Annotated in this window: 13 protein-coding genes and 1 tRNA gene; 11 read left to right on the forward strand and 3 right to left on the reverse strand. The window is 65.7% G+C overall.

Going from position 1 to position 14,665, the window contains the following annotated elements:
• Nucleotides 1–20 precede the first annotated feature (20 nt).
• The gene (locus K32_RS11645) at nucleotides 21–899 is read right to left on the reverse strand and encodes an SMP-30/gluconolactonase/LRE family protein (protein WP_201404156.1); all 879 of its coding nucleotides are present in this window, start codon (nucleotides 897–899) and stop codon (nucleotides 21–23) included.
• A 211-nt stretch (nucleotides 900–1,110) separates the two neighbouring features.
• Here K32_RS11645 and K32_RS11650 point away from each other — a divergent pair, with 211 nt between their 5' ends.
• The 6 genes from K32_RS11650 to K32_RS11675 all read left to right on the forward strand — a co-directional run bounded on the left by K32_RS11650 (nucleotide 1,111) and on the right by K32_RS11675 (nucleotide 8,471).
• Nucleotides 1,111–2,058 carry a dihydrodipicolinate synthase family protein gene (locus tag K32_RS11650; RefSeq protein WP_201404157.1) on the forward strand — a complete coding sequence of 316 codons (948 nt, stop codon included), beginning with the start codon at nucleotides 1,111–1,113 and terminating at the stop codon, nucleotides 2,056–2,058.
• Between the two features lie 33 nt (nucleotides 2,059–2,091).
• Complete coding sequence (locus K32_RS11655; RefSeq protein WP_201404158.1) at nucleotides 2,092–2,895, forward strand: NAD(P)-dependent oxidoreductase; 804 nt, start codon at nucleotides 2,092–2,094, stop codon at nucleotides 2,893–2,895.
• A 333-nt stretch (nucleotides 2,896–3,228) separates the two neighbouring features.
• Nucleotides 3,229–4,314: a substrate-binding domain-containing protein gene (locus K32_RS11660; protein WP_201404159.1), complete on the forward strand. Its 1,086-nt coding sequence runs from the start codon at nucleotides 3,229–3,231 to the stop codon at nucleotides 4,312–4,314.
• A gap of 137 nt (nucleotides 4,315–4,451) precedes the next feature.
• Complete coding sequence (locus K32_RS11665; protein WP_201404160.1) at nucleotides 4,452–6,740, forward strand: ABC transporter permease; 2,289 nt, start codon at nucleotides 4,452–4,454, stop codon at nucleotides 6,738–6,740.
• An 8-nt stretch (nucleotides 6,741–6,748) separates the two neighbouring features.
• On the forward strand, nucleotides 6,749–7,540 hold the full coding sequence (locus K32_RS11670; RefSeq protein ID WP_201404161.1) for an ATP-binding cassette domain-containing protein: 792 nt from the start codon (nucleotides 6,749–6,751) through the stop codon (nucleotides 7,538–7,540).
• Between the two features lie 268 nt (nucleotides 7,541–7,808).
• The gene (locus tag K32_RS11675) at nucleotides 7,809–8,471 is read left to right on the forward strand and encodes a nitroreductase (RefSeq protein WP_371813013.1); all 663 of its coding nucleotides are present in this window, start codon (nucleotides 7,809–7,811) and stop codon (nucleotides 8,469–8,471) included.
• Here the strand turns inward: K32_RS11675 and K32_RS11680 are convergent.
• Together K32_RS11680 and moaA are read right to left on the reverse strand one after the other, a co-directional pair.
• On the reverse strand, nucleotides 8,452–9,366 hold the full coding sequence (locus K32_RS11680) for a DMT family transporter (RefSeq protein ID WP_201404162.1): 915 nt from the start codon (nucleotides 9,364–9,366) through the stop codon (nucleotides 8,452–8,454). The two genes, K32_RS11675 and K32_RS11680, sit on opposite strands and share 20 nt — an antisense overlap.
• Before the next feature lie 215 nt (nucleotides 9,367–9,581).
• On the reverse strand, nucleotides 9,582–10,610 hold the full coding sequence (gene moaA / locus K32_RS11685) for a GTP 3',8-cyclase MoaA (protein WP_201404163.1): 1,029 nt from the start codon (nucleotides 10,608–10,610) through the stop codon (nucleotides 9,582–9,584).
• 156 nt (nucleotides 10,611–10,766) lie between these two features.
• Between moaA and K32_RS11690 the strand changes: the two genes are divergently transcribed.
• The 5 genes from K32_RS11690 (at nucleotide 10,767) to K32_RS11710 (ending at nucleotide 14,657) form a co-directional block, all read left to right on the forward strand.
• Entirely contained in the window at nucleotides 10,767–11,159 is a 393-nt protein-coding gene (locus K32_RS11690; RefSeq protein ID WP_201404164.1) for a gamma-butyrobetaine hydroxylase-like domain-containing protein, read from the forward strand.
• Nucleotides 11,160–11,238: 79 nt separating this feature from the next.
• Nucleotides 11,239–11,427, forward strand: coding sequence for a hypothetical protein (locus K32_RS11695; protein WP_201404165.1), 189 nt, complete (start codon nucleotides 11,239–11,241; stop codon nucleotides 11,425–11,427).
• 166 nt (nucleotides 11,428–11,593) lie between these two features.
• Nucleotides 11,594–12,745: a sensor histidine kinase gene (locus K32_RS11700; protein WP_201404166.1), complete on the forward strand. Its 1,152-nt coding sequence runs from the start codon at nucleotides 11,594–11,596 to the stop codon at nucleotides 12,743–12,745.
• A 324-nt stretch (nucleotides 12,746–13,069) separates the two neighbouring features.
• A tRNA-Ser gene (locus tag K32_RS11705) sits at nucleotides 13,070–13,162 on the forward strand.
• Between the two features lie 133 nt (nucleotides 13,163–13,295).
• A complete protein-coding gene (locus tag K32_RS11710; protein WP_201404167.1) occupies nucleotides 13,296–14,657 on the forward strand; it encodes a DUF6538 domain-containing protein in 1,362 nt (453 codons plus the stop codon).
• The last annotated feature ends 8 nt before the right edge of the window (nucleotides 14,658–14,665 follow it).

A 14,665-nucleotide genomic window follows, 5' to 3' on the forward strand; every position in this document is an offset into this window, starting at 1 on the left:
GCCCCCGCCCCTTTCGAAAATTACACGTCGCGGAAGCGCGAGACCGGCGAGCCGGCGACCGGCGACTCGCCGATAAACACCGAGCCGGTCAGAGGCCAGCGCTGCAGCTGCTCTTCTGTGCGGCCATCGCGCAGGCTGGTCAGGAACAGTGTTTTCAGGTCCGGGCCGCCGAAGGCCGGCATGGTCGGCGCAGCGGCCGGCACGTCATAGCTCGCCAGCAGTTCGCCCTCAGGCGAGAAGCGGTTCAGCTTGGCGCCGGAGACGCCGGCGCTCCAATAGTTGCCCTCGGCATCGGTCGCGCCGCCATCCGGCCGGCCGATCGTGTCGTCGAGCACGGCGATGCGCTTGCGATCGCTGATCTCGCCGGTCGCGGGATCGAAGGCCCAGCGATCGATCCAGGGGCCGCGCGAATCGGAATGGAACATCGTCCGCCCGTCCGGCGAGAAGGCGAGGCCGTTCGAGACCATCAGCCCGTCGATCTTCTTCTCGACCGTGCCGTCCGGCGAGACGCGATAGAGCGCGCAGACCGGCTGGCGATTCGCGTCCATGGTGCCGACCCAGAAGCAGCCATCCGGCCCGACCTTGCCGTCGTTCAGACGCGTATCCGGCATGTCGGCCTCGATCTCGGCCAGCGTCGTGCTCTCGCCCGTCTCGGGATCGAAGATCACGACGCTGTCGCGCAGCGCCACGACGAAGCGGCCGCTCTCGGTCAGGCCGAACGAGCCGACGACCGTCGGGAAGCGCCACACCTTCGTATCGCCCGTCGCGAGATCGACGGCATGGATCGCCTTGTCCGGGATGTCGCAATAGAGCAGCCGGTTGTTGCGGTCGTCATAGACGGCGCTCTCGGCCAGCTGGTGCAGGGTGGGAACAAGCGGGCGAAGGCCGAGATCCGTCATGAATGAGCTCCTGATGATGCGAGGGCGCAACCATCGCATGCGGCGCTTCCCGCGTCGACCGCTCCAGGGCCGGCTGTGACGGCGGAAACACAGGTCAATTGTCATCTCTTCCGGCAATCGCGGCCCGATTCTGCAACCAACCTGTCAAATTGGGTCGCCAAATCGCAACGAATATGTAATAAGAAATTACAAGTTGAGCTGGAGAACCCCGATGAAGACCGATGCCGTCACGCCTGCCGATCTCGCGCGCTCCGTCCTCTCGGTACCGCCCCTGCCGCGCGGCGCGGATGGCGCAATTCATGAGGGCGAGACGCGCCGCCTGGTCGACTGGCTGCACGCCGGCGGCGTCACGACCTACATGTTCGGCGGCAACGCCAACCTCTACAATATCGGCGTCGGCGAGTTCGCGACGCTGCTGGACGTCCTGGAGCGAGTTTCGCCCGCCGACGGCTGGGTGATCCCCTCGATCGGCGCCGACTACGGCAAGGCCTGCGACCAGGTCGACTTGCTGCGCGAGCGCGCCTTCCCGACCGCCATGCTGCTGCCCCTCACCTTCCCGGCCACGCCCGCCGGCGTCGCCACGGGCCTGCGCAAGCTCGCCGACCGCTATGGCAAGCCGCTGATCGCCTATGTGAAGAACGAGGGTTATATCGGGGCGCGCGATCTTGCCGCGCTGATCGCCGACGGCGCGGTGTGCACCGTCAAATACGCCGTGGTCCGCAAGGATCCGGCCGAGGATCCGCTGCTCTCCGAGCTGCTCTCGGCGACGGGATCGGGCGAGCGGATCATCAGCGGCATCGGCGAACGGCCGGTGATCGACCACGTCACGCGTTTCGGCCTCAACGCCTTCACCTCCGGCTCGGTCTGCGTCGCGCCGCATCTCTCGACCGCGATCCTCAAGGCGCTGAAGCGCGGCGACACGGCCGAGGCGGCAGCCTTGCGCGAACACTTCATCCCGCTCGAGGATCTCCGCGACCGGCATTCGCCGATCCGCGTGCTGCATGCCGCGGTGAAGGAGGCCGGCATCGCCGAGACCGGGCCGATGTCCGAATTCCTCAGCAACCTCGACGACCCGGCGCTCCTGGCCGAAATCCGCGCCGCCGCCGAGACCCTGCGCGCCAGGAGCCTTGAGCGGGCCGAGACAAGCGCCGTAGGCTGAACGGAGAAACGGGCCGGCGCGGGAGACCTAAGGATGCCCTATCACCGCGTTCTCCTGACCGGCGCCGCCGGCCAGCTCGGCCGCGAATTGCGGACGCGGCTCGCGGGCCGCTTTCCCGTCCTCCGCCTTTCCGACATCGCCGAGATGGCGCCGGCCGGTCCCGGCGAGGAGGTCATCCGCTGCGATCTCGCCGATGCCGCCGCCGTGGCCGAGCTCTGCCGCGACGTCGACGCGATCCTGCATTTCGGCGGGCAATCGACGGAGGCGGACTGGGACACGGTCCTCGCCGCCAACATCGCCGGCAGCTTCCATCTCTGGGAGGGCGCGCGGCAGGCCGGAGTTCGGCGCATCGTCTTCGCCAGCTCGAACCACGCGATCGGTATGCAACGCCGCTCGTCGCGGCTCGACCACACGGCGCGGGCAGCGCCCGACAGCCGCTACGGCCTCTCCAAGGCGTTCGGCGAGGATCTCGCCGCGCTCTATGCCTACAAGCACGGCATCGCCGCGCTTTGCATCCGCATCGGCTCGTCCTATGCCGAGCCGGCCGACGCGCGGCAGCTTTCGACCTGGATGTCGTTCGACGACCTCGTCCGGATGATCGAGGTCGGACTTGCGGCCGACTACACCTACGAGATTGTCTACGGCGTCTCCGACAATACCAGCTCGTTCTGGGACAATTCGAATGCCGAGCGGCTCGGCTACCATCCCGCCGACAGCGCCGATCGCTTCATCGACGCGCTGAGAGACAGGCGAAGCGACGACCCGACCGCCGAGCGGACCCAGGGCGGCAGCTTCGCCAGCGTCGACTTCGACGGAGACCCGGACGCCCTGCCCTGAACGCGTCGGGCCCGGAGCCGTCACATGCCAGGCTCCCCACCCGTCAAGCGCGCCCACCGCCAGCACCATGCGCCGGATATTCTGCACATGCCGCAACGCGATGTCGCGTTGCAACAAGTTGAAATCATACCAAGTTTCGAACCATTTAAGTCTTGTGCGGCGCAACAACACAATTTACGGGCCGATTTTTTGCCTGTTGCCGCTGAGGAGCGACCCTCAAAATCGCGACAACTTGCGTCAGGCGACCGTTGCGGGGCCTTGATGGCTTGCCTATGCTTCCCTCATCTCGGACCGACGCTGAGCGTCCCGAGTTGGCTATTGGGGAGGATAGTTATGAAGAAGATTCTGACGACGCTTGCGCTTGGCGCATCGGTCTCGCTGATCGCCACCGCGGCGTATGCCCAGGGTGGTGGCAGCCTCGGCAAGGCCGTTGGCGGCTATTCGTTCGAGGACGCCGCCAAGGAAGCGCCGACGACCAAGGATTTCCATTCCAAGGACGGCAAGCTCACTTTCGCGATCGTCACCCATACCGCCGGCAACGGCTTCTTCGATCCGACCTATGTCGGCGCCCAGGTCGCGGCCAACGCCTTCGGCATCAACCTGATCAAGCTCGGTTCGGAAGCGCCGGTCGACGACATTCCGCGCGAGATCGAGATCCTCAACCAGGTCATCAACGACCCGACGATCGACGGCCTGATCATGACGACGCCGCAGTCGGGCGCCTATGACGACATCGTCAGAAAGGCCTTCGCCAACGGCATCCCGGTCGCCACCACCAACTCGTTCGACCCGAAGATCGCCAACCGCTCGCAGATCAGCCATACTGGCCAGCTCTCGACGGCCGCCGCGATCGGCGGCGAAGCGCTCGCCAAATGCGTCATCGACAGTGGCGCCAAGGGCGGCTCGATCATCTTCCCGTCGACGACCACGCTCGGCAACGAGGAAGTGAACCGCCGCGTCACGGCCGCCTTCGAAGCCGCCGTCAAGGTGCTCAACGACGCCGGTCGCCTGGCTGACTTCAAGGTCGACGCCGGTCCGGAGAACATCGGCATCGACGTCAACAAGGACGACATCACCAACTCGGTCGTCTCGCTGATCGAATCGCGCGGCGACGTCGTCGGCGCCTTCGCCGCCAACGGCTTCGTCACGCCGGCGCTCGGCGACGCGGTCGCCCAGCTGAAGCAAAACGGCAAGATCTGCGCCTTCGGCTTCGACCTCGGACCGAAGCAGCAGGAGCAGATCCGCACCGGCGCGCTCACCGGCTCGCTCGGCCAGCAGCCCTTCCTGCAGGGCTTCTGGCCCGTCGCCCAGCTCTACCTCCAGATCGACCGCGGCGTCTCCGCCGCCAATCTCGACACGAGCGCGCAGCTCGTGACGAAGGACACGGTCGACCTGGTCGGCAAGCGCTTCGAAAACTGAGCCAGATTCCGCCTGCCCTTCGCGAGAGGGGCAGGCGGACGACGCGACCGCCTCTCCGTCACCGCCGTCTCACCCCCGGCGAGCCGAGGGGCGTGACGCGGCATGGGGCCGACCGGCTCGTTTCGACGCAAAGACATATGCCCATGACATCGACGACCCTTGCTCCACCCCGCAGACGCCTGCCGCTCGAATTGATCGGAGGCTGGGAAGTCGGCCTGCTGATCTTCATGGTGCTGCTCTACATCGCGGGCGTCTTCATCAATCCCAAGTTCTTCGGCCAGACCGACGCCATCTCGGCGATCCTGCGTGACACGGCGCGCTATGGCGTCATGGCGGCCGGGATGACCTTCGTCATCATCAACAAGGACCTCGACCTCTCGGTCGGCTCGACTTTCGGCCTGGTCGCGACGGTGTTCTCGCTGGCCTTCTCGACATCCTATTACGACCTCGGCATCGTGCCGTCGCTCCTCGCCGCCATCGCCGTCGGGCTCGGCGTCGGGCTGATCAACGGCTTCTTCGTCACGGTCCTGCGCGTTCCCTCCTTCATCACGACGCTGACGATGCTGTTCATCGGACGCGGTTTTGTGCTGGGGCTGACGGGCGGCAAGACCGTCTCCTACAGCGAGAAGGCGCTGACGGCGCCCTGGTTCTTCCAGATCGGCGAGACCAACGCCTTCGGCTTCAACAACCAGATCCTGATCTTCGCGCTGGTGACGGCCGTCGGCATGTACGTGCTCGCCAAGACGCGCTGGGGCTACGAGACCTATGCGACGGGCGGCAACGAGCTGGCGGCGACCTATGCCGGCATCCCGACCCGGCGCGTCCGCATGCGCGCCTATGTGCTGTCGGCGCTCGCCGCCACGCTCGCCGGCCTGATGAGCGTCGCGCAGGACAAGGGCATCACCTCGCAATATGGCCAGGGCGCGGAACTGATCGTCATCGCGTCGGTCATCGTCGGCGGCGCCTCGATCCTCGGCGGCCGCGGCCGCCTGCTCGGCGGCGCGCTCGGCGCCATTCTCGTCACGCTGATCGACAAGGTGCTGCGCGAGGGCATCCCGATGAGCCGAACCGTCAAGGTCGGCGACGTCGAGATGCAGGTGCAAGGCATGGCGCAGCTGCCGCCCGGCGCCGTCCCGGCCTTCCTCGGCCTGATCCTGCTGATCTCGGTGCTGATCGAGCCCTGGATCATCCGCCGCAACGTCTTCCCGCGCCTCTGGGCGCGGGTGCGGGGCAAGCCCCTGCCCCCGATCATCGAGATCGGCGGCGTCGCCATCGAGGGCGCGCAGACCAAGGGCTCGTCCGCCTCGGACCGCTCGATGAAGGCGCGCGGCCCGATCGGCCACTTCCTCGCCCGGCGCGACGCGGCGGCGATCATCCTCGCCGTCGTGCTCTGGTGCGTCGGCCTCTATCTCCGGCCCGATTTCTGGGGCTCGCTCGACAACACCTTCAACCTGATGCTGTCCTTCACCGAAGTCGGCCTGCTGTCGATCGGCATGACCTATGTCATCGCCAATGCCGACATCGACCTGTCGGTCGGTTCGGTGCTGGCGCTGTCGGCCGCGACCTGCGCTTTCCTGATGAAACAGATGGGCTTCGACCCGATGAGCGCGGCCTTCATCGCGCTGGTGGCCGGCGCCGCGGCCGGCTTCATCAACGCACTGCTGACGGTGAGCTTCGGCCTGCCCGCCTTCGTCGCGACGCTCGGCATGTTCTACATGGCGCGCGGCATCGGCGCCTGGCTGACGGCCGGCCGCCAGCTCTCCTCCTTCCCGGAGGCGTTCAACCTGATCGGCCGCAAGCTGATCGACGCGCTCGCCTATTTCAAGGTCGCGCCGGCGCGGGGAACCCTGCTCTACGACATCGCCGCCGCCGTCAGCGTGCAGACGCTCTTCATGATCGTCGTCGCGATCCTTGCCGGCATCGTGCTCGCCAAGACGCCGTTCGGCCAGATGGTCTACGCCACCGGCGGCAACCGCCGCGCAGCCGACTATGCCGGCATCAACACGGCGCGGGTGCGGGCGATCAGCCTGGTGTTCTCGGCGCTCTGCGCCGCGTTCGCCGGCGTGATCTACGTCGCCTTCCTGCGCTCGTTCAATCCGTCGGCCGGGCAGCTGCGCGAGCTCGACGCGATCGCCGCCGTCATCATCGGCGGTGGCTCGATCTTCGGCGGCTACGGCACGGTGCTCGGGGCGCTCGCCGGCGCGGCGGTGATCGCGCTGATCCGCGCGCTGCTGTCGCTGCAATTGATCCTCGGCAACGGCCAGTCTTTCGTGATGCCGCAGCACTGGGTCAACGTCTTCATCGGTCTCATCCTCGTCATCGCCGTCGTCGGCGACATCTGGTTCCGGCAGGGCGATCTCGCCGGCTCGATCCGTCGCCGCCTTTCCCGAAAATCCGGGGCTACCCCCGAAACAGCGCACGTCTGAGAACGCCCATGTCAGAAACCAAGGCTGCCACCCCGATCGTCGAGATGCGCCACATCTCGAAGGCCTTCGGCCCCGTCCAGGCCCTCAAGGATATCAATTTGACGCTCGGCGAGGGCGAGATCCTCGGCCTCGTCGGCGACAACTCGGCCGGCAAGTCGACGCTGATGAAGGTGATGACCGGCGCCTATCAGCGCGATTCCGGCGAGGTGCTGGTCTCGGGCAAGCCGACCCACTTCAAGAACCCGCATGAAAGCCGCGAAGAGGGGATCGAGATGATCTACCAGGACTTCGCGCTCTGCGGGAACATGGACATCGCCCAGAACATCTTCCTCGGCCGCTGGCCGAAGAAGGGCCTCTTCGTCGATCGCAACCGCATGTATGCGGAAGCCGACGAGGTGCTGAAGCGGCTGAAGGTGGACGTGAACTCCGTCTTCCAGAAGGTCGAGAGCCTGTCCGGCGGCCGCCAGCAATCCGTCGCCATCGCCCGCGCCATCTCGTTCAACCCGCGCGTCGTCGTGCTCGACGAGCCGACCGCCAACCTCTCCGTCATGGCGACCGAACGCCTGCTCGAGACCATGTCGGAACTGAAGCGCCAAGGCGTCGCGCAGATCATCATCTCGCATCGCCTGACCGACATCTTCGAGGTCGGAGACCGCATCATGGTGATGAAGCGCGGCCAGAATGTCGGCGATCGCTACATCCAGCACACGACCGAGCAGGAGGTGCTGGAACTGATCGTCTCGGGCACGCCGGAAGCGGCACTGACCGCCGACCAGGCGCTGGCGGCGCGCGCCGCCTAGCCCATTCCGAGCGCGGCGAAGGCCTGCCGCAACGGCCGGTTCGTGGGCGATTGTTGAGCTGCCTGACGATCCATATGACGAAGATTTGATCAGGGCGCGGTGCGCTCGGCGCCGCGTCTTTTGGTTCACATTCTGTCGAATCCGCGCAACAGGACGCGATATTCGCGTCCTGCGCGTATCGAAAGCATGGCGTTCTACCATGCTGCATCCCTTGCAAATCGCCTTAGCCGGGCGCATGTCTCGCTCGTCATCGCCCGAAGACGAAAGCATGCCCCCCATGAATCATCAGGGCCCCGCCCATCACGGCACGCCGGCAACCGCCGCCGCGCCGATTTACGACGACTCGTTCGAGCTGCAGTTTTCGCCCAACATGCTGGCGAAGCTGGAGACGCGCCGTTCGGTGCCGATGCGCGCCTTCGATCCGGCGCCGATCCCCGTCGACCATCTCGACCGCATCCTCCGCATCGCCGCACGCGCGCCCGACCACGGCCGTCTGGCGCCCTGGCGCTTCATCGTCATCGAGGGCGAGGCGCGCCGGTTGTCCGGCGAGCGCTTCGATGCGCTCTATGCCGCCCGCACGCCCGATCTCGATGCCTCGAAGCAGGACATGTGGACGCTCTACATGATGCGCTCCCCGGTCACGGTCGTGCTCGTCAGCCGCCCCGATCCGACGTCCAAGATTCCGGAATGGGACCAGATCCTCGGCTCCGGCGCCGTCGGCATGAACCTGATCCATGCCGCCTCCGCGCATGGCTACGCGACGCAGTGGCTGCTGAAATGGCCGGGTCGCGACGCCGAGGCCGCCGCCCTTCTCGGCGTGCGGGAAGATGAGCGCGTCGCCGGCTTCATCCATCTCGGCCGCCAGACGGAACGCCCGGCCGATCGGCTCCGCCCGGACCTCGAGACGATCGTCACGCGCTGGACTGGTTGACGATCACGGCCGGGGACGGCGGGACCTTCTGCGCCAGGCGCATTTCGCGCCGGAACGTGTAGACGCCCGTCGACACCACGATCAGCGTGCCGATCAGCGTCAGTGCGTCCGGCACGTCGCTCCACACCACATAGCCGATGATGACGGCGAAGATGATGCCGGCATAGCGGAAGGGCGCCACCACGGCCATGGCGCCGAGGCGCATGGCGAGGATCGACGAGCCGTAGCCGCAGACGAGCAGGACCGCGGCCGCTCCGAGCATCAGCCACTGCCCCGCCTCCGGCGCCGACCACTCCTCGACGATCGCGAGACCGGCGCCGGTCATCGTCACGGCGGCGGCAGTGACGGCGATCACCAGCAGGGTCGAAATGCCGGGCCTGAACTCCCGCGTCACCAGATCGCGCAGCGTGATGAAGGCCATCGAGGCCAGTGCCGCCAGCGAATAGATGTCGAAGCCCGACAGGCTCGGCCGCATGATCAGCATCACGCCGAAGAAACCGACGGCCACCGCCAGCCAGCGCCGCCAGCCGACCGGCTCCGCCAGGAAGACCGCTGCCGCGGCCGTCGTCATCAGCGGCACGATCTGGCCGATCGCCGTCACATTGGCGATCGGCATGTTGAAGAGCGCATAGAGATAGAGCAGCGTCGCGCCGATCTCGCCGACGGTGCGCCAGGCGACCAGCCCGTTGCAGACGGAACGCCAGTCCCGATAGGCGCCCGTCGCCAGCACGATGACGAAGATCACCGCGAAGGAAATGAGGCCGCGGATGAAGAGAATCTGCCCCGTCGGCAGGCCGTCGCTCGCCAGCTTGATCCAGGTGTCGTTGATGATGAAGGCGAGATTGGAGAGCACCATCATGATGATGCCGCGGGAATTGTCGGCCAGGGCGGGCATGGGACTTCAGGCAATGCGCGGCAGCGCGGCGCCGCAGATGATCCGGGTCGCAGCGGGTCGGCCGCGACAACGCCAGATTGATCAATAATCGGGCATGAAGCAACCGCGTCGCGGCGCTTTCACTCGATCAATACATGGAACGCAAGAAAAGCAGGGTCCGTCGAACGTAAAACGCCCGCTGCATCGCAGCAAATCCGGACCGGGGCGCTACGGCATCAGCCGCCCGTCATGCTCATGTGCCGGCCGACGGCGGGGCGGCGGTGCTCGCGATCGATGATGAAATCATGCCCCTTCGGCTTGCGGGTGATCGCCTCGTCGATCGCCGCCGAAAGCAGCGCATTGTGCTCGGAGGCGCGAAGCGGCGCGCGCAGGTCCGTCGCATCCTCCTGGCCGAGGCACATGAACAGCGTGCCGGTGCAGGTGACGCGGACGCGGTTGCAGCTCTCGCAGAAATTATGCGTCAGCGGCGTGATGAAGCCGAGCCGGCCGCCGGTCTCCGCGATTTCGACATAGCGCGCGGGGCCGCCGGTCTTGTACGGGATCTCGTTCAGCGTCCATGTCTCTTCGAGACGCGCCCGCACGGTCGAAAGCGGCAGATATTGCTCGGTCCGGTCGACGTCGACCTCGCCGAGCGGCATCGTCTCGATCAAGGTCAGGTCCATGCCGCGACCATGCGCGAAGCGGATCAGGTCGTCGATCTCATGCTCGTTGACGTCCTTAAGCGCGACGGCGTTGATCTTCACCTTGAGGCCGGCGGCCTGCGCGGCGTCCAGCCCTTCCATCACCTTGCCGAGATCGCCCCAGCGCGTGATCGCGCGGAAACGGGCGGGATCGAGCGTATCCATCGACACGTTGATACGGCGCACGCCGGCCTCCACCAGCTCGCCGGCGAAGCGATGGAGTTGCGAGCCATTGGTGGTGAGCGTCAGTTCGTCGAGCTGGCCGCTGTCGATATGCCGGCCGAGCGAGCGGATCAGCGACAGGATGTTGCGGCGGACGAGCGGCTCGCCACCGGTCAGGCGCAGGCGACGCACGCCCTTGGCGATGAAGGCGCTGCACAGCCGGTCCAGTTCCTCGAGCGACAGCACGTCCCGCTTCGGCAGGAAGGTCATGTCCTCGGCCATGCAATAGACGCAGCGGAAATCGCATCGGTCCGTCACCGAGACGCGGAGATAGGTGATCGACCGCCCGAACGGATCGATCATCGGCTTCGTCTCGGCCACCATCGGCACGATCTGGTTCATGCACGGTCCTCGGGCCACCCTATTCCGACCAGGAGCGACCATCTCTGCTATGTAGACGAGACGCCGGGTGTTTTCAAAGGACGCCGGCCGAATCGGGACATCGCCGCGATGCCCGCTATTTGATTTCGCATGGCCGATTGGCCGCCGGAGACCATCATGACCACGCCCGCAGCCCCGGATTCCGCCACCGCCGCGCCCTGGCCGACCGAGATCCGCCTCTCGCCCGACAAGCGCCTGCTGACGGTCACTTTCGAAGACGGCGCGCGCTACGCCCTGCCGGCAGAATATCTCCGCGTGACCAGCCCTTCGGCGGAGGTGCAGGGCCACAGCAAGGCGCAGAAGCAGACCGTGCCCGGCAAGCGCGACGTGGCGATCCAGGCGATCAGCCCGGTCGGCAATTACGCGGTCCGTCTCGTCTTCGACGATGGCCACGACACGGGACTTTTCACCTGGACCTACCTGGCAGAACTCGGCCGCGACCAGGAGCGACTCTGGGCGGCCTACCTGTCGGAGTTGCAGGAGAAGGGACTTTCGCGCGACCGCCGGTGACAGGGCCGCTGCGCGTCGCTAGGCTTTGAACCAATCCAGGCTGATACCGTTGATTCCCAGCCCGTTCAGGAGAACCGAAATGGCCGATCCCAAACTGCTGATCGAGCTCGACGAGCGCATTGCGAGCGTACGAGAAGCCATGCGGACGGTGACGGAACAGGCCGCCGCCGCGTCGGGCGCCGCCAGCGAAAGCCGGATGGCCGACCGCATCGCCGAGCTCGAGCAGCAGCTCGCCACCCTTCAGAACGAGCGTGACGCGCTTTCCTGAGGCGATCGCTCGCAGAAATGCCTTGCCGGGATATCAGGCGCTGCATCCGCTTCCGCAGCGTTTGGTATATGGGCGACCTCGTCCTATGATGGACCCGACGCCCGTTCGGTAAGGCGCTTTCTGACGGCTTACGACAAGCCGGGCGCGTCAGGGACGAAACAGAGAAATGTCGGCCAAAGCTGAACTCGACGGGGCCCTCGGCTCCGGACAGACCCTGATTGCGCCCGCCGGGCCGAACGATGCGCTGCACTTCCTGCGGGGTGGCGGCGAGATGGGGCGCGTCGTCCGCGCCTACGACTGGGGCGACAGCCCGCTGGGATCCCCGCAAACCTGGCCGCAATCGCTGCGCACCGTGGTCGGGCTGGTCTTGGCCTCCCCCTTCCCCAAATGCCTGGTCTGGGGCAAGGAGATGATCGCGATCTACAATGACGCGTTCGTCCCGATCCTCGGCAAGAAACCCGTATCGATCGGCCGGTCCTTCCGGACGATCTGGAGCGAGGCTTGGGAAACGATCGGCCCGATCGCCGAAAGAGCCTTCGCGGGCGAAGCGACCTTCGTCGAGGATTTTCCCCTCGTCGTCTCGCGCAACGACTTTCCCGAGCAGACCTACTTTACCTTCTCCTATACGCCCCTCCTCGACGAGAACGGCGAGATCGCCGGTTTCATGGACACGGTGATCGAGACGACGGGCAAGGTGGAGGCGGAGGCGCGGCTGCGCGTGCTGAACGCCGAGCTCGGCCATCGCATGAAGAACACGCAGGCCATCGTCCAGGCGATCGCGCGCCAGACGCTGCGCGAGGTCGTGGACGAGGATTCGCTCAACGCGTTCACCGAGCGGCTGATGGCCTTGAGTTCGGCGCATGAGATCCTGCTCCGGCAGAGCTGGGAATCGGCGCCGCTGCGCGCGGTCATGGAAAATGTCCTGAAGCACCATGTCGGCGCGGAACGGTTCGACTTCGCCGGCCCCGACGTGGTCGTCGGACCGAAGGCGGTGCTGTCGATCTCGCTGATGCTGCACGAGATGGCAACGAACGCCATCAAGCATGGGGCGATGTCGGTCCCCGAGGGCGGGGTCGAGATCCGCTGGGTCACGCAGGGCGAAGGCGGCAACGCGATCCTGCATCTGAGCTGGACCGAGCGGAACGGCCCGCCGGCCTGCCCGCCGAAGCGGCATGGCTTCGGCTCCCGGCTGATCAGCGGCGGCCTGATCGGCGCCGGCCGCGCCCGGCTGCAGTTTCTCGAAACCGGACTGGTCGGCAATTTCGAAGCCCCGCTCGACTGGCTCTCCGCCGGCAAGACCGGCGCGGGCGAAGTCTGAGCCGCGGAGAGGGCCTGCGGCCTTCGCGGATGCGTATCCCTGGTAACGGGATGGCGACGGCCTGACTCGCGATGCCGGGAACGAGATGCAAGAGCCGAGGTTGCCGCTCTCACCGGGACTTTCAGCATCCGCTTGCCACCCTGCGTACGCGGCACTTCAAACGAAGCCGCCGTGAGGCCCGGCGAGCGCAAGCGGCCCTCCGCCATTTCCGGCCTCTCCGGCACCGCGAACGACCGAAAGCGGAACAAGTCGCCGATGTGGAAAAGGCGCCCTACCGCACAAATCAGCTTGTGTCCCGCCGTTCCTACCGGTAACACCAGCGGCGGAGAGGTGGCCGAGTGGCCGAAGGCGCTCCCCTGCTAAGGGAGTAGACGGCTTAAAACCGTCTCGAGGGTTCGAATCCCTTCCTCTCCGCCATTTTTTCCTGATCGTTCGCCCGAAAATTGACGGAAACACAACGTTTCCGCGGCCATCATGGCCTTCTTGAAGTAGCTACGCGTCCCACGGTGGGTAACCCTCCGGGTAACAAAGTGGTTTACGAGGCGACTTGATGCCCATGCATTTGGTCAAGCGCGAGGGCGGCATCTGGCACTACTGGCGCCGGGTGCCCAAACGCTTCGCCGACGTCGACTCGCGGGTCTTCGTGAAGATCAGCCTCGAAACGCGCGAGCTCGCGAAGGCCGAGCGGGCAAAGGTCGTCGTCGAGCAAGAGCTCGAGATCTTTTGGCATTCGCTGAAGCGAGGTGGCGGCGACAATGCTCGCGAGAGGTATTTTGCAGCCCTCGAACGTGCCCGACTGGAAGGATTCGAGTACCGACCCGCGGCGGAGCTCGTTCAGGACGTCCAATCGGTCATAGCTCGCCTCGAGCGGCTGGAGGCGATGGGAGCGTTCCCGGCGGACGAGAAGGTCGCCGAACTGGTGGAGGATCTGAAGCCAGCTCGGGACGCGCTCATGGGCATGGCAGCCGTACCCGAGCTGACCCTGTCGACAGCCCTCGACCAGTTCTACACCTACACCAAGGACACCGTGCGCAAGAAGTCGACCGACCAGGTGCGGCGATGGAAAGCCCCGAGGTTGAAAGCGATCAACAACCTGATCGCGCTGATCGGCGATAAGCCCGTTTCGCAGATCACCCGGCAGGACGCGCTGCAGCTGAAATCATGGTGGGTCGAGCGCGTCGTCGAGGAGGAATACACGCCCAACTCGGCCAACAAGGATATCGGCCATCTGGCGCAGGTGATCGACACCCTCAACGATCTCATGAAGCTTGGGCTCGATCGTCCATTCGCGAAGCTCCGCCTCAGCGAAGCCGAGCAAAAGACGCGCCCTGCCTTCGAAATCGACCGTCTCCGCGCGATGGTGCTCGATCCGCGCAAGCTCGAAGGCCTGAACGAAGAGGCGGTGCTGATCATCCAGGCCATGGTCGAAACAGGAATGCGACCGATCGAGATCTGCAATCTCGATCCTTCTGACATCGTCCTCAAACACAATGTGCCGCACGTGAAGATCCGGCCGTCGAACACCCGCGAGCTCAAGACGGCCTATTCCAAGCGAGACATACCGCTGGTGGGAATCTCGCTGACAGCTCTGCAGGCGGCTCCCAATGGCTTCCCTCGATACCGGGATCGCTCTTCGCAGCTCAGCGCCAACATCAACAAGTTCCTTCGCGGACACGACCTGCTGCCGACCGAAGACCATTCCCTGTATTCGATCCGGCACACCTTCCAGGATCGGCTGACTGCGGTCGACATGCCGGACCGTGTCCAGACCGAGCTGATGGGGCACAAGTTCAATCGGCCGAAATACGGCTCCGGTCCCACCCTTGAGCACAAGCTCGAATGGCTGGAGCGCATCGCAATCACGATCGATCGCACCGGCAACAGCTCGTCTGACCAGCCTCTGCTGCTGTGACAAATGCG

Source organism: Kaistia sp. 32K (assembly GCF_016629525.1).
Lineage (GTDB): Bacteria > Pseudomonadota > Alphaproteobacteria > Rhizobiales > Kaistiaceae > Kaistia.

Excerpts from the sequence above, each read along its gene's own strand:
- K32_RS11695 (WP_201404165.1), top strand. The coding sequence starts at position 11,239 with ATGGCCGATCCCAAACTGCTGATCGAGCTCGACGAGCGCATTGCGAGC.
- K32_RS11645 (WP_201404156.1), bottom strand. The coding sequence starts at position 899 with ATGACGGATCTCGGCCTTCGCCCGCTTGTTCCCACCCTGCACCAGCTG.
- K32_RS11670 (WP_201404161.1), top strand. The coding sequence starts at position 6,749 with ATGTCAGAAACCAAGGCTGCCACCCCGATCGTCGAGATGCGCCACATC.
- K32_RS11660 (WP_201404159.1), top strand. The coding sequence starts at position 3,229 with ATGAAGAAGATTCTGACGACGCTTGCGCTTGGCGCATCGGTCTCGCTG.
- moaA (WP_201404163.1), bottom strand. The coding sequence starts at position 10,610 with ATGAACCAGATCGTGCCGATGGTGGCCGAGACGAAGCCGATGATCGAT.
- K32_RS11650 (WP_201404157.1), top strand. The coding sequence starts at position 1,111 with ATGAAGACCGATGCCGTCACGCCTGCCGATCTCGCGCGCTCCGTCCTC.
- K32_RS11655 (WP_201404158.1), top strand. The coding sequence starts at position 2,092 with ATGCCCTATCACCGCGTTCTCCTGACCGGCGCCGCCGGCCAGCTCGGC.
- K32_RS11680 (WP_201404162.1), bottom strand. The coding sequence starts at position 9,366 with ATGCCCGCCCTGGCCGACAATTCCCGCGGCATCATCATGATGGTGCTC.
- K32_RS11710 (WP_201404167.1), top strand. The coding sequence starts at position 13,296 with ATGCCCATGCATTTGGTCAAGCGCGAGGGCGGCATCTGGCACTACTGG.
- K32_RS11690 (WP_201404164.1), top strand. The coding sequence starts at position 10,767 with ATGACCACGCCCGCAGCCCCGGATTCCGCCACCGCCGCGCCCTGGCCG.
- K32_RS11675 (WP_371813013.1), top strand. The coding sequence starts at position 7,809 with ATGCCCCCCATGAATCATCAGGGCCCCGCCCATCACGGCACGCCGGCA.
- K32_RS11665 (WP_201404160.1), top strand. The coding sequence starts at position 4,452 with ATGCCCATGACATCGACGACCCTTGCTCCACCCCGCAGACGCCTGCCG.
- K32_RS11700 (WP_201404166.1), top strand. The coding sequence starts at position 11,594 with ATGTCGGCCAAAGCTGAACTCGACGGGGCCCTCGGCTCCGGACAGACC.